Source organism: Microbacterium stercoris (genome assembly GCF_017592545.1).
In the GTDB taxonomy this organism is placed as follows: domain Bacteria; phylum Actinomycetota; class Actinomycetes; order Actinomycetales; family Microbacteriaceae; genus Microbacterium; species Microbacterium stercoris.
This window is the reverse complement of record NZ_JAGFOA010000004.1, coordinates 305,430-318,491: the sequence shown is the minus strand read 5'-3', so window position 1 is coordinate 318,491 and position 13,062 is coordinate 305,430. Positions and strand designations below refer to the sequence as shown.

Annotated in this window: 14 protein-coding genes and 1 tRNA gene; 3 read left to right on the top strand and 12 right to left on the bottom strand. The window is 69.1% G+C overall.

Going from position 1 to position 13,062, the window contains the following annotated elements; all coding sequences use genetic code 11:
* Positions 1–26 precede the first annotated feature (26 nt).
* The 8 genes from J5V96_RS11695 to dusB form a co-directional block, all read right to left on the bottom strand.
* Complete coding sequence (locus J5V96_RS11695; protein ID WP_208503957.1) at positions 27–527, bottom strand: RNA polymerase sigma factor; 501 nt, start codon at positions 525–527, stop codon at positions 27–29.
* A complete protein-coding gene (locus J5V96_RS11690; RefSeq protein WP_208503955.1) occupies positions 524–661 on the bottom strand; it encodes a hypothetical protein in 138 nt (45 codons plus the stop codon). The genes J5V96_RS11695 and J5V96_RS11690 overlap by 4 nt, the downstream gene beginning before the upstream one ends.
* Before the next feature lie 18 nt (positions 662–679).
* The gene (locus J5V96_RS11685; RefSeq protein WP_208503953.1) at positions 680–1,219 is read right to left on the bottom strand and encodes a hypothetical protein; all 540 of its coding nucleotides are present in this window, start codon (positions 1,217–1,219) and stop codon (positions 680–682) included.
* A 205-nt stretch (positions 1,220–1,424) separates the two neighbouring features.
* Positions 1,425–1,497 (bottom strand) — tRNA-Asn (locus J5V96_RS11680).
* Positions 1,498–1,555: 58 nt separating this feature from the next.
* The gene (locus J5V96_RS11675; protein WP_208503951.1) at positions 1,556–2,335 is read right to left on the bottom strand and encodes an ATP-binding cassette domain-containing protein; all 780 of its coding nucleotides are present in this window, start codon (positions 2,333–2,335) and stop codon (positions 1,556–1,558) included.
* 42 nt (positions 2,336–2,377) lie between these two features.
* Entirely contained in the window at positions 2,378–4,267 is a 1,890-nt protein-coding gene (dnaG, locus tag J5V96_RS11670) for a DNA primase (protein ID WP_208503949.1), read from the bottom strand.
* On the bottom strand, positions 4,267–5,658 hold the full coding sequence (locus tag J5V96_RS11665; RefSeq protein WP_208503947.1) for a deoxyguanosinetriphosphate triphosphohydrolase: 1,392 nt from the start codon (positions 5,656–5,658) through the stop codon (positions 4,267–4,269). Before J5V96_RS11665 ends, dnaG begins: the two co-directional genes overlap by 1 nt.
* 4 nt (positions 5,659–5,662) lie before the next feature.
* Complete coding sequence (gene dusB, locus J5V96_RS11660) at positions 5,663–6,817, bottom strand: tRNA dihydrouridine synthase DusB (protein WP_307793610.1); 1,155 nt, start codon at positions 6,815–6,817, stop codon at positions 5,663–5,665.
* Positions 6,818–6,873: 56 nt separating this feature from the next.
* Here dusB and J5V96_RS11655 point away from each other — a divergent pair, with 56 nt between their 5' ends.
* Entirely contained in the window at positions 6,874–7,371 is a 498-nt protein-coding gene (locus J5V96_RS11655) for a glutathione peroxidase (RefSeq protein WP_208503943.1), read from the top strand.
* Positions 7,372–7,389: 18 nt separating this feature from the next.
* On the opposite strand, the gene J5V96_RS11650 is transcribed toward J5V96_RS11655, so the two are convergent.
* The 3 genes from J5V96_RS11650 to recO are packed head-to-tail and all read right to left on the bottom strand — an operon-like array spanning position 7,390 to position 9,601.
* Positions 7,390–8,055, bottom strand: a complete 666-nt coding sequence (locus tag J5V96_RS11650) for a DsbA family oxidoreductase (RefSeq protein ID WP_208503941.1) — start codon at positions 8,053–8,055, stop codon at positions 7,390–7,392.
* The gene (locus J5V96_RS11645; protein ID WP_208503939.1) at positions 8,052–8,858 is read right to left on the bottom strand and encodes an isoprenyl transferase; all 807 of its coding nucleotides are present in this window, start codon (positions 8,856–8,858) and stop codon (positions 8,052–8,054) included. The genes J5V96_RS11650 and J5V96_RS11645 overlap by 4 nt, the downstream gene beginning before the upstream one ends.
* Positions 8,855–9,601: a DNA repair protein RecO gene (recO, locus tag J5V96_RS11640; RefSeq protein WP_208503937.1), complete on the bottom strand. Its 747-nt coding sequence runs from the start codon at positions 9,599–9,601 to the stop codon at positions 8,855–8,857. Before recO ends, J5V96_RS11645 begins: the two co-directional genes overlap by 4 nt.
* Positions 9,602–9,663: 62 nt before the next feature.
* On the opposite strand from recO, the gene J5V96_RS11635 reads away from it, so the two are divergent.
* Entirely contained in the window at positions 9,664–10,410 is a 747-nt protein-coding gene (locus J5V96_RS11635) for a trimeric intracellular cation channel family protein (RefSeq protein WP_208503935.1), read from the top strand.
* 21 nt (positions 10,411–10,431) lie between these two features.
* Here the strand turns inward: J5V96_RS11635 and leuA are convergent, their stop codons facing one another.
* Positions 10,432–12,186, bottom strand: coding sequence for a 2-isopropylmalate synthase (gene leuA, locus J5V96_RS11630; RefSeq protein WP_208503933.1), 1,755 nt, complete (start codon positions 12,184–12,186; stop codon positions 10,432–10,434).
* A 237-nt stretch (positions 12,187–12,423) separates the two neighbouring features.
* On the opposite strand from leuA, the gene J5V96_RS11625 reads away from it, so the two are divergent.
* A complete protein-coding gene (locus tag J5V96_RS11625) occupies positions 12,424–13,056 on the top strand; it encodes a hypothetical protein (protein WP_208503931.1) in 633 nt (210 codons plus the stop codon).
* The last annotated feature ends 6 nt before the right edge of the window (positions 13,057–13,062 follow it).

The window sequence follows — 13,062 nt, the reverse complement described above, 5'->3', positions numbered from 1 at the left end:
TTTCGCGCCAGCCCTCCACTTCTCCCTCAGCGCGGTTGGGCGGCTTCTGTCAGCGCGGTACGCAGGTCATTCTTCGCCTTGGCGTAGCGGCCGCGCGCCGTCGAGGCCGGGATGCCGAGCAGCTCGGCCGCCTCGGCCAGCGTGAGCTTGTCCCAGTGCACCAGGCGCACGAGCTCCGCGAGATCCGGGTCGAGCCGGGCGATCGCGTCACGGACATCCGCCCCCTCATCCGCCGCGGGCGCCGTTGCGTCGTGAGCGAGATGGATGCGGATGCGGTCGGCGAGCGCCCAGCGTCGGCGTTCGCCGCGCGCGTGGTTCAGCAGCGTGCCCCGGGCGATGCCGTACAGCCACATGTGTGCGCGGTCGGGCTCGTCCGGCAGCTCCCCGACTCGGCGCCACGCGACGACCATCGTCTCGCCGAGCAGGTCAGGAGCGTCGTCACGTCCGGCGCGACGTTGCAGATAGCCGAGCAGCGCCGGGGAGATCTCGGTGAGCGCGGCGGTGAGCCGGAGCTCGCGGTCGGTCACGAACCGGCTCCGGGCACGTAGAGCTCGCCGTCGAGGTCGCGGCATTGGATCTGGCCGCGTGCTTCAGCTCCGTCCATCCGCTCGGAATCGAAAAGGCCGACGCTGACGAGGTGCTCGTGTTCGAGCTGCGACACGGCCTGATCCCAGCCCTGCTATTCGCGACTCCAGGCGCGGTGCTGTACTTCCTCCGGCGTCGTCGGCACAGGCTCGTCGATCACCTCCGTCCCCGCGCCATTCTCGTCACCCATCGTCGACCAGACCATCGTCTCGTCGAGCTGCTCGAGCACATCAGGCAGGATCGCCTGCACTTCGGCGACCATGTCGTTCGAGCGATGCCAATCGGCACGCGCCGCGTTGACCCGGGCCACGAAGAGCGGATCAGCGCCACCGGTCCACTCCGAGAACCGCAACTCGCACTCGAACCCGTTCGACATCGTGAACGGGACCGCACCGACGGGATGCTGCGCCCACGGCGCCCAATCGAGGCCGTCGGTCGCCGCCGCCGCCCCCGCACCTCCGAGCAGCAGCACCGTGAGCACCGCCCCGGCGGCGATCGCCCGACTTCGCGGCCGGCGGCGCGGCGCGGCCTCGAAGCGAGCTGCGGTGATCATGGCGTCGAGATCGCTCGCGTCGGCGGCTTGGGACGCCGGCGCTGAGCGATCGAGCAGTTCGTCGAGCTGGTCGGGGCTCATGGTTCCTCCATCATCCGGGTGCCTTCACTCCTATGTGTCCGGCAAGCGCGAATGTGTCCGCGGGAGGGCGACAGATGTGGATCGATCGCGTGAAGAAGAGGATCCGGAACCCGATGGAGACCTGATGTGCGGCGACGAAAGTCCGCGACGACATCCACGCCCTGATCAAAAGGGAAAGGGCCCGTCTTTCGACGGGCCCTATACGCTCCCCGGCTTGGACTCGAACCAAGAACCTGCCGGTTAACAGCCGGCTGCTCTGCCAATTGAGCTACCGAGGATCATTCCTCTGTGCCCCTCGCGGGGCAACCAGATAACTCTAACAAAGGTCTGGGGTCTTCACGAAACCGGCGTGCGCCCGGGAGCGTCGGGCGTCCACAGCAGGGATCCGCCGCTCGTCTGGGCCACCACGTGGCCCGCACGCAGACGCAGCAGCGAGGCGCCGAGCTCACGCGCGAAGGCCTCGTCGTTGCTGGCGATGACCGCGGCCATGCCCTGATCGCGCCGGCGGCGCACGATGGCGTCGAAGAGGGTGTGTCGCACCTCGAGGTCGACGTTCGCGAGGGGCTCGTCGGCCACGAGCACACGGGGGTCGAGCACGAGAGCGCGCGCGAAGGCGACTCGCTGGCGCATTCCCGCGCTGAGCTCGTACGGGAAGCGGTCGGCGGTGCCCAGCGGAAGATGCATCTCATCGAGGAGACCCGCCACGCGCACCGCCACCGCTCGGGTGTTGACGCGCCGGTCGCGCGAGGTGATGGGCTCCGCGATGGTCTCCGCCACGGTCAGGCGGGCCGGTAGCGAGGCGCTCGCGCCCTGAGGCAGATACCCGACGCGGTACTGCAGCACCCTGCGGTCGCGGCCGCGCGCGCGTACGGAGATGCCGGTGACCTTCGCGTCTCCGCCCGAGACGCTGACCGACTCCTCGCTCTGGCCCGCGAGCACATCCAGCAGGCTCGACTTGCCGGATCCGGTCGATCCCGACACCACGAGGATCTCGCCGGTCTTCAGCGTGAAGGTCACCCCATCGACCGCGCGCAGCTCGGGCCCGTGCCCTCGCCGGCCGATGCTCAGATCAGAGCAGACGACGGCGTTGACGGTGTCATCGGGCACGCGGAACATACGCCCATCCTCCCCCGGGAACGGGCCCCGAGCCAGCCGCAATCACTCGACGTCGATCAGCGCGCGTCGCTCGTGGTCGAGATCGCGCAGACGTACGCGCAGTGCGCGGCCCTCGTCCGACGTCGGCGCGGCGCGCTGGACAGCGCCGAGCAGCTCGTTCTTCTCCGCATCGAGCGCGCGCAGAACGAGGCGGCGACAGATGTCGTTGACGGATGCGACGGCGTGATCGTCATCGCGAGCAGGGAAATCGCGAGCGAGCAGTTCGCCGGCGAGCTGGCGATACGGCTCGCGCGTGTTGTCGACGGCCGTCATCGCCCATCCGGGCTTCGCCGCGGCGATCGCGGCGGCGACACTCGCCCGCACGGCCTCGAGGGCAGGCGTCCGGAACGGGATGTGCAGCGCGCGCATCAAGAGGGCGGGATCGACGCGGTGTCCGTAGAGCAGGATCCCCGTGATGGCGTCGCGCTCCATCGCCACGTCGGTCGTGCGTGGCAGCGAGGCGAGGGTGACGCGCTGCGTCGGCTGCTCCCCCGCCGTCGAGCCCTCACGGCCCGGCATGGGCTGCGGCTCGGGCCGCGACGCACCCTTGGCGTCCTTGCCGCCCTCCGCGCGCCGCGCGGCCTGCTCGACCGCGCCGTGCACGTCGCGCGGCTCCATGCCGAGCTTGCGGGCGAGCACACGCTCGTAGCCCGCGCGGATCATCCGGTCGCGGATCGCCGCGACGATCGGGGCCGCCGACCGCAGGGCGCCGATGCGCCCCTCGACACTGGACAGGTCGAAGCCCCCGATGCGTCGGTCGATCACGAACTCGAACATCGGCACGCGATGATCGAGCAGTCCGCGCACCGCCGCGTCGCCGCGCTGGAGGCGCAGGTCACAGGGGTCGAGACCGTCGGGGGCGACGGCCACGTAGGTCTGCGCGTTGAAACGGCTGTCCTCGGCGAACGCGCGGATGGCGGCCTTCTGGCCGGCCTCGTCGCCGTCGAAGGTGAAGACGACCTCGCCGCTGGCCGACTCGTCGCCCATGACCCGCCGCAGCACCGTGACATGCTCCGATCCGAAGGCGGTGCCGCAGGTGGCGATCGCGGTGGTGATGCCGGCCAGGTGACAGGCCATCACGTCGGTGTAGCCCTCGACGACCACCACGCGCTTGGGATCGCCGCGCGAGATGTCCTTCTTCGCGAGGTCGAGGCCGTAGAGCACCTGCGCCTTCTTGTAGATGGGCGTCTCGGGGGTGTTGAGGTACTTCGGCCCCTGGTCGTCTTCGTAGAGCTTGCGCGCGCCGAATCCGATGGTCTGACCCGTGACGTCGCGGATCGGCCAGACGAGCCGGCCGCGGAAGCGGTCATAGACGCCACCGCGCTGGTTCGTCGAGACCAGCCCCGCGGTCGTGAGTTCTTCGCGACTGAATCCCTGGGCGCTCAGTGCCTTGAGCATCGAGTCCCAGCCCTTCGGGGCGTACCCGACGCCGAAGTGCGCCGCGGCGCCGGCGTCGAAGCCGCGTTCGCCCAGGAACCGGCGAGCGGCCTCGGCCTCCGGGGAGACGAGCTGCGAGCGGAAGAACTCCGCTGCGGCCGAGTTCGCCGCGAACAGGCGCGATCGGCCGCTGGTCTCGGGGGCGGGGCCGCCGTCCTCGTAGTGCAGCGTGTAGCCGATCCGTGCCGCGAGCTTCTCGACCGCCTCGGTGAACGTGACGTGGTCCATCTCGCGCAGGAAGGAGTACACATCGCCCGACTCGCCGCATCCGAAGCAGTGGTAGTACCCGACCTGCGGGCGCACGTGAAAGCTCGGGCTCTTCTCGTCGTGGAAGGGACACAGGCCCTTCATCGATCCGACGCCGGCGGAGCGCAGCGCGACCCTCTCCCCCACGATGTCGGCGATGTTCGTGCGGGCCTTCACCTCTTCGACGTCGGCCTGCCGGATGCGCGGCATCAGCCCGCCTCGACGGTCGCCTGGGATGCCGCCGTGGCCCGGGGCGGGCGCGCGCCCATCCGGGTCGCCGCGTGATCGACGTGACGTGCGTGACGGGGCGTCCAGATGCCGACCTCGGCCGGATCGATGTCTCCTACAAGACGGTTATGCCAGTCGAGAGCGGTCTGGTCGGTGAGGCTCGCGACCTGGTCGACCACCACGCGCGCGCGCTCGGCGTCGTTCGCGGCGGCGAGGAAGTCGGCCGCGAAGGCGGGCTCGAGCACCTCGGCCCCCGCGGCGAAGAGCGCGTCCGTCGACCACAGGGCATCGGCGAGACGCTTCAGCACGCGACGCTGCTCCTTGTAGACACCCTTGCGGGCCTCGATGGTGACGATCGACGACCCCATGATCCCCTTGAGCACGGCGATCTCGACCTCGATCACGCGGGGCACAACGACGTGGGCGTTGTAGCGCGCAAGCGATCCTGTGCCGTAGGCCTCGCGCGTCGCTGCCGTGGCGGCACGCGCGAACCGACCGATCAGGTCGCTCGTGAGGTTCTTCAGCCGAGCCAGATCCTGACGCGATCGGTCGAACGACCGCAGCCACATCGGCTGCCGTGTCAGACGCCACAGCGCGTCAGCGAGCTCCTCGCGCGAGTAGTCGTATCCCACCCACTGCTGGATCTTGCCGATCAGCGGGTGGTGCTGGACCGGATCCGACAGCATCCCCAGATCGATGTAGCCGTTGACGACGGCGTCTTCGAAGTCGTGCACCGAGTAGGCGATGTCGTCGGAGAGATCCATCACCTCGGCCTCGATGCAGCGAAGGCGTCCGGGTGCGCCCTCGCGCATCCAGTGGAAGACGGCCTCGTCCTCGGGGTACACGCCGAACTTCAGGCGTCCACCCGGGTCGGGTACGGGGTTGTCGACGGTCCACGGGTACTTGCACGTGGCGTCGAGGCTCGCACGGGTGAGGTTAAGCCCCACCGAGCGATCGTGGTCGTCGAGCACCTTGGCCTCGAGCCGGGTGAGGATGCGCAGCGACTGCGCGTTGCCCTCGAACCCGCCGATGTCCGAAGCCCACTCGTTGAGCGCGCGCTCGCCGTTGTGCCCGAACGGCGGATGGCCGAGGTCATGGCTCAGGCAGGCGGTGTCGACCACGTCGGCCGACACCCCGAGCGCGATGGCGAGCTCACGGCCGATCTGCGCGACCTCGAGCGAGTGGGTGAGGCGGTTGCGCGCGAAGTCGGCGGTGCTCGCGGGGCTCAGCACCTGCGTCTTCGCGGCGAGGCGGCGAAGACCCGCCGAGTGAAGCACCCGCGCGCGATCGCGCGCGAAGCCGTCGCGCTCGGAGCGGTGGTTCTCGCGGAAGAAGCGGTCGGCGTCGCGCTCGTCGTACCCGTCGGGCCTCATGCCGTCAGCCGCCACTGGTGTCCAGCTCCGCTTCCTGGAGTTCGCACGTCGCGTCCTCAGCCATCTCGCGCGAGTCGAGCCAGCCCTGGGGAAGCGCCGGGCGCTTCGGGTGGCCCGAGCGACCGCGCTGCCCCTCGGCCGCGGCCCCCGGGTAGGGAGCGCTGTGGTCGAGCTGCGCGAGCAGGTCGTCGATCTCCACCAGGCTCGAGGCGACCGCGAGCGATGAGCGGAGGTCGCCACCCACCGGATATCCCTTGAAGTACCAGGCCACGTGCTTGCGGATGTCGCGGCAGCCCCGCTCCTCGTCCTCGTAGAACTCCACGAGCAGCTCGGCGTGGCGCCGGAATCCCTCGGCGACGAAGCCGAGCGTCGCATCCACGGTGGGGGCCTCCGCGCCGAACGCGCGCGCGAGCTCGCCGAACAGCCAGGGGCGCCCGAGGCAGCCGCGGCCCACGACCACGCCGTCGCATCCGGTCTCCGACATCATCCGGACGGCGTCATCCGCGCTCCAGATGTCGCCGTTGCCGAGCACCGGGATGCTCGTCACGGTCTCCTTGAGCGTGGCGATCGCGGACCAGTCGGCCGTGCCCGAGTAGAACTCCGCGGCGGTGCGCGCATGGAGCGCCACGGCGGCGACGCCCGCGTCCTCGGCGACCTTGCCCGCGTCGAGGTAGGTGAGGTGGTCCTTGTCGATGCCCTTTCGCATCTTCACCGTGACGGGCAGATCGCCGGCGTTCTTGACGGCGGCTTCGACGATCTCCCGGAAGAGGCCGAGCTTCCATGGCAGCGCCGATCCGCCGCCCTTGCGGGTGACCTTGGGCACGGGGCAGCCGAAGTTGAGATCGATGTGGTCTGCGTGACCCTCTTCGGCGATGATGCGCGCCGCCTCGCCCGTGTACTTGGGATCGACCCCGTACAGCTGGATGGACCGCGGCGTCTCGGACTCGTGGTGCTGGATGAGACGCATCGTCACCGCGTTGCGCTCGACGAGGGCGCGCGTCGTGATCATCTCGCTCACGTACAGGCCGGCGCCGTATTCACGGCAGAGGCGACGGAACGCCGTGTTCGTGATGCCGGCCATGGGCGCGAGCACAACGGGCACGTCGAGGTCGATCGGGCCGATGCTCAGAGCGCGCGGCTTGGACTGTACAGAGCTCACCGATCCATTCTCACAGACCCGCCCCGGGTGATCGCCGTGCGCCATAACCTGGGGATATGACCGCCACCGATCTCTCCCCTGTGCGCGACATCCCGTTCCTCGACGCCTCGGGCGCCGAGCGCACGCTGTCGCAGTTCGACGGCCCCGTGCTGGTCGTCAATGTCGCCTCGAAGTGCGGCCTCACCCCCCAGTACGAGCAGCTCGAGCACCTGCAGCGCACGTACGGCGAGCGTGGCCTGACGGTCATCGGATTCCCCTGCAACCAGTTCATGGGTCAGGAGCCGGGCTCGATCGACCAGATCCTGGAGTACTGCTCGACCACGTGGGGCGTCACCTTCCCGGTCAACGACAAGGTCAAGGTCAACGGGCCGAATGCGCACCCGCTCTACAAGGCGCTGAAGAAGACGCCCGACGGGCACGGCAAGGCCGGCCGTGTCGCGTGGAACTTCGAGAAGTTCCTCGTCGGACGCGACGGATCCGTCACCCGCTTCCGCCCGCAGCAGAAGCCGGACGACCCCGAGATCGTCGCCGCCGTCGAGGCCGCCCTGGCCTGAGCCGGGCGGCCTCGGCCGTCAAACCTGGTGCTCGGCCCACACCTGGCGGGCGACCTGCGTGAACGCCTCGGCGGGCTGGGCACCGGAGATGCCGTACTTGCCGTCGACCACGAAGAACGGCACGCCGTTGATGCCGTAGCCGCGCGCCTGCTCCTGGTCGGCGCGCACCGCCGGAAGGTAGGCGTCCGACTCGAGCGCCGCGCGCGCGGCCGCGCCATCGAGACCGACCTCCTCGGCCAGAGCCACGAGATCGTCGATGCGACCGACGTGACGGCCCTCGAGGAAGTAGGCGGACATGATCCGCTCGGTCATCTCGAGCTGCTTGCCGTGCTCCTTCGCGAAGTGCGTGAGCTCGTGGGCCTTGACCGTGTTCGTGTGCTGCTGGATGTCGAACCGGTAGTGCAGGCCCGCCTGGTCGCGCGCGATCTGCGACACGCGGTCGTTCATCGCATGCGCCTGCTCGATCGAGATCCCCTTGTGCTGCGCGAGGAAGTCGGCGCTCGATCCGTCGAAGTCGACCGGCGTGTCGGGCGACAGCTCGAACGAGTGGTAGACCACCTCGACCTGGGGCGCGTCATCGTCCTGCCCCGCGACGGCGAGGCCGTTCTCGAGGTTTCGCTTGCCGATGTAGCACCAGGGGCAGGCGATATCGGACCAGACGTCGATGCGGATCGGATCGGTCATGGGGTCTCCTTCGGGGTGTCGATCGCGCCGCCGAAACGGCGTTCGCGGCCGAGGTAGAGGTCGATCGCGTGCCAGAGGTCGGCACGCGAGAAGTCGGGCCAGAGGGTGTCGAGGAACACCATCTCGGCGTAGGCGGACTGCCACAGCAGGAAGTTGGAGGTGCGCTGCTCACCGCTGGAGCGCACGAAGAGATCGACATTGGGCATGTCCGGCACATAGAAGTGCCGGCGCAAGGTCTTCTCGGTGATGCCCGAGGGCTTCAGCTTGCCAGCCTGGACCTCCTCGGCCAGCGCGCGCACGGCGTCGAGGATCTCGTTGTGACCGCCGTAGTTGATGCACATCGTCAGGGTGAGGCCGGTGTTCTGAGCGGTGAGCGCCTCCGCCACGCGCAGCTCCTTGATCACCGAGCCCCACAGGCGAGGTGTGCGTCCTGCCCACCGGATGCGGACGTTCCACTCGTTGAGCTGGTCACGACGGCGATGCAGCACGTCGCGGTTGTAGCCCATGAGGAAGCGCACCTCGTCGGGCGAGCGGCGCCAGTTCTCCGTCGAGAACGCATACACCGAGAGGTGCCTCACACCGGCCTGGATCGCGCCCGCGACCACGTCCAGCAGCACCTCCTCCCCCGCCTTGTGACCCTCGATCCGGTTGAGACCCCGGGCGTTCGCCCAGCGCCCGTTGCCGTCCATCACGATCGCGACGTGCCCGGGCGCGTCCCCGCCGTAGTCGGGCGCCTGCAGACCGGTCCAGTCGATCGGACGGTAGGCGACCGCGTCCTTGTGTGTGTACGGCTTGGGGGTCATCGCGATCCTCGGTTCCAGGCGGGCGGCTGCGGCTGTCCCAGCGCGCGCAGCCCGCGATCCATCGTGAACTGCACGTACGCGGCGATGAGACCCGATGCCGCGATCGCATCCCGCTCTGCGGCTCCCTCGACGGCTACCCAGTCCCCGGCGAGCAGCGCCTGCGTGTGCGCGAGCACGGCAGGTGACACGGGAGGTGTACCCGGTGGCGCGCAGTTCGCGCACAGCACCCCACCCAGCTGGGCGAGGAAGAGGCGGTGCGGGCCGTCGGCCCCGCACCGCGCGCACGCGTCGAGCGCCGGCGCCCAGCCTCCGAGGGACAGCGCTCGCAGCAGATAGGAGTCGAGCGTGCCGCGGGTGCCGTGCTCGCCGCGTGAGAGCGACCTCAGCGCGCCCACGAGCAGGATGTACTGGTTCGGTGCCGGCTCGTCATCGACCAGTCGATCGGCGGTCTCGACCATCGCACTGGCGGCCGTGTAACGGTCGTAGTCGGCGGCGATGTCGGCGCCATACGCGCCGAGGGTCGACGCCTCCTGCACGATGTCGAGGTTGCGCCCCTCGAAAAGCTGCACGTCGGCGACCATAAAGGGCTCGAGCCGCGCTCCGAACTTCGACGAGGTGCGCCGCACGCCCTTGGCCACCGCTCGCACTTTGCCGTGCTCGCGGCTGAGCATCGTCACGATGCGGTCGGCCTCGCCGAGCTTGTGCGTGCGCAGCACAACGGCTTCGTCTCGGTAGGAGGGCACGGATCCATTATCCGCCGGGCCGCGGACATCCGGCTCCGTGCGCGGATGGGACGATAGAGAGCGTGACCGAATCGACGTTCGTGCTGCCGCTGTGGGCCGACCTCGCCGCCGTCGGGCTGGGCAGCGCGGTCGGCGCCGCGTTCGCGCACGGCTTCCAGGGCAAGAACCGCCTCGACCTGCTGGGCGTCGCGCTCATCGGCGTCATGATCGGGATGGGCGGCGGTCTGATCCGCGACGTCCTGCTCGGTCTTCCGCCGGCGACCCTGCAGTCCAACCACTACCTGATCGTGGCGATCGGGGCCTCGCTGCTCGGCATGCTGCTCGCGGGCGTCTTCCACAAGCTGAACAAGCTGATCATCCTCGCCGACGCCCTGCTGATCGGGCTGTTCGGCGCGCTCGGCGTCAGCAAGGCGCTCGACCTCGGAACACCGGTCGTTCCCGCGATCGCCATCGGCGTCGCCGCCGCCGTCGGGGGCGGCGCGGCACGCGACATCGCTCTGGGCCTCCCCGTCGCGATCATGCACGTCGGCTCGCTCTACGCGGTCGCCGCCGCGGGCGGATGCGGCGTCATCGCGATCGGATTCCACTTCGGCATCCACCCCTACATCTGCGCGGCCGTCGGCATCGTGGTCTGCGCCGCGATCCGCATGCTGTCGGTGATCTTCGACCTCTCGCTGCCCGAGCAGCGTCGGCTGTACCGCCGCCGCGTCGCGGCCGAGGTGGCCGTCGAGACCGGGGCGATCGCGATCATCACCCCCGACATGAACCCGGGGGCCGCCGCGAACGACGACCCCCGGGGCTCGGCCTGAGGTCACAGGCCGCAGAACGGATCAGACGGCCGTCAGCTCCGGCTGACGAGTGCGGATCGAACGGTTCACGCCCGACACGATCGCCTTGAGCGACGCCGTCGAGATGTCGCCGTCGATGCCGACGCCCCAGAGACGCTGACCCTCGACCTGCAGCTCGACGTAGGCGGCGGCCTCCGCGTCACCCGATGCGCTGAGGGTGTGCTCGACGTAGTCGTAGAGAGTCACGTCGATGCCCTGATCGCGCAGGATCGTGAGGAACGCGGCGATCGGACCGTTGCCATTGCCCGAGAGCGTGACCTGCGACTCGCCGTCGCGCAGCACGATGTCGAGCGTGACATTGCCGTCGAGCTTCGACTGCGTGCTGGTGCCCAGCAGCTCGAATCGACCCCACTTGTGGGCCTCGGCGGCGGCCGGCAGGTACTCGTCCTGGAAAGCCGCCCAGATCTGGTCGCTGGTGACCTCGCCGCCCTCGGCGTCGGTCTTGGCCTGCACGACCCCGGAGAACTCGATCTGCAGCTTGCGCGGCAGGTCGATGGCGTGGTCGTTCTTCAGCAGGTACGCGACACCGCCCTTGCCCGACTGCGAGTTGACCCGGATCACCGCCTCGTAGGAGCGGCCGAGGTCCTTCGGGTCGATCGGCAGGTACGGAACGCCCCACTCGATGTCGTCGACCGTGACACCCGCCGCCTGGGCCTTCGCGGACATCGCCTCGAAGCCCTTCTTGATGGCGTCCTGATGCGATCCGCTGAAGGCGGTGAAGACCAGGTCGCCCGCCCACGGCGCGCGCTCGGGCACCGGCAGCTGGTTGCAGTACTCGACCGTGCGCTTGACGTGGTCGATGTCGCTGAAGTCGATCTGCGGGTCGATCCCCTGCGTGAACAGGTTGATGCCCAGTGCGACGAGGTCGACATTGCCCGTGCGCTCGCCGTTGCCGAACAGGCACCCCTCGATGCGGTCGGCGCCCGCCATGTAGCCGAGCTCGGCCGCCGCCACAGCGGTGCCGCGATCGTTGTGCGGGTGCAGCGAGATCAGCACGTTCTCGCGGTGGGCGAGGTGGCGGCTCATCCACTCGATCGAGTCGGCGTAGACATTGGGCGTGGCCATCTCGACCGTCGCGGGCAGGTTGATGATGACCTTGCGCTCGGGCGTGGGCTGGAAGACCTCCAGCACCTGATTGCAGACGTCGACCGCGAACTCGAGCTCGGTGCCGGTGTAGCTCTCGGGCGAGTACTCGTAGAAGACCTGCGTCTCGGGAACCGTCTCCTCGTACTTCTTGCACAGACGCGCGCCCTCGAGCGCGATGTCGATGATGCCCTGCTTGTCAGTGCGGAAGACGACCTCGCGCTGCAGCACGCTCGTCGAGTTGTACAGGTGCACGATGGCCTGCTTCGCGCCCTTGATCGCCTCGTACGTGCGCGCGATGAGGTGCTCGCGCGCCTGCGTCAGGACCTGGATGGTGACGTCATCCGGAATCAGGCCCTCTTCGATGAGCTGACGGACGAAGTCGAAGTCGGTCTGGCTCGCCGAAGGGAACCCGACCTCGATCTCCTTGTAGCCCATCTGCACAAGGAGTTCGAACATCACGCGCTTGCGCTCGGGGCTCATCGGGTCGATGAGCGCCTGGTTGCCGTCTCGCAGGTCGACGGCGCACCAGCGCGGTGCGACCTCGATGCGCTTGCTCGGCCAGGTGCGGTCGGGCAGCTCGACGCGGATCTGCTCGTGGAACGGCCGATACTTGTGGATCGGCATGCCGCTGGGCTTCTGGGTGTTCTCCATGGTGTCGCTCTTCTATGTCGTGGTCTTGAAGAGGGCCGACGACGATCTCCGCGACGAGGAGGCCCTGGCTACGTGGTCTCGTCGCGGCGGCTAAGAAGGAGAAGCCCACCAATGCGCATGTCGCAAGATTAGCACGCAGAATGCGCGGTCGCGAAGCTGCTGACCCGGGCCTGCGGCCGATCTGAGTGAGCAGGATGCTCATCTGAGACGATCTGATGGGCCGTGACACTCTCAGATATGAGCAACCGGATCCGCATCGCCGCGCTTCTGCTCGCGGCCGCCACGATCTCCCTCGCCGGATGTGCGACCCCGCGCGCCGATGGGCCCGCGGCCGCACCGACAGCGAGTGCACCTCGGCTCGGCGACGTCGAGCCGGCGCCGCCCGAGGGCGAGGTCACCGCGCAGGGCACTGTCCTGGACAAGGACGGCTCCGTCGAGCTGTGCCTCGGGGCGATCGCCGAGTCCTACCCGCCGCAGTGCAGCGGCATCCCGCTCGAGGGCTGGAACTGGGAGGAGGTCGATGGCGAGGAGAGCGCCGCGGCCATCACCTGGGGCGCCTACGCCGTCACCGGCACGTTCGACGGCTCGACGTTCACGGTGACGCAGCCCGCCATCCTGCTCGCGCTCTACGATCCGATGCGCCCGGAGGATCCGACAGACGGCGAGCCAGGCCACACCTCCGAATCGACGCTGATCGAGATCCAGGATGAGCTGCTGACTCGCCTCGGCCCGGACCTGCTGAGCAGCTGGCCGGAGCGCGGCTACCTCTGGATCCAGGTGCGCTGGGATGACGGCACCCTGCAGGACGCCGCCGACGCCGAGTTCGGCGACGATGTGGTCATCGTCCAGTCGGCGCTGCGGCAGTTCTGACCCCGG

Excerpts from the sequence above, each read along its gene's own strand:
- J5V96_RS11685 (WP_208503953.1), bottom strand. The coding sequence starts at position 1,219 with ATGAGCCCCGACCAGCTCGACGAACTGCTCGATCGCTCAGCGCCGGCG.
- J5V96_RS11675 (WP_208503951.1), bottom strand. The coding sequence starts at position 2,335 with ATGTTCCGCGTGCCCGATGACACCGTCAACGCCGTCGTCTGCTCTGAT.
- dnaG (WP_208503949.1), bottom strand. The coding sequence starts at position 4,267 with ATGCCGCGCATCCGGCAGGCCGACGTCGAAGAGGTGAAGGCCCGCACG.
- J5V96_RS11665 (WP_208503947.1), bottom strand. The coding sequence starts at position 5,658 with ATGAGGCCCGACGGGTACGACGAGCGCGACGCCGACCGCTTCTTCCGC.
- J5V96_RS11655 (WP_208503943.1), top strand. The coding sequence starts at position 6,874 with ATGACCGCCACCGATCTCTCCCCTGTGCGCGACATCCCGTTCCTCGAC.
- J5V96_RS11650 (WP_208503941.1), bottom strand. The coding sequence starts at position 8,055 with ATGACCGATCCGATCCGCATCGACGTCTGGTCCGATATCGCCTGCCCC.
- J5V96_RS11645 (WP_208503939.1), bottom strand. The coding sequence starts at position 8,858 with ATGACCCCCAAGCCGTACACACACAAGGACGCGGTCGCCTACCGTCCG.
- leuA (WP_208503933.1), bottom strand. The coding sequence starts at position 12,186 with ATGGAGAACACCCAGAAGCCCAGCGGCATGCCGATCCACAAGTATCGG.
- J5V96_RS11625 (WP_208503931.1), top strand. The coding sequence starts at position 12,424 with ATGAGCAACCGGATCCGCATCGCCGCGCTTCTGCTCGCGGCCGCCACG.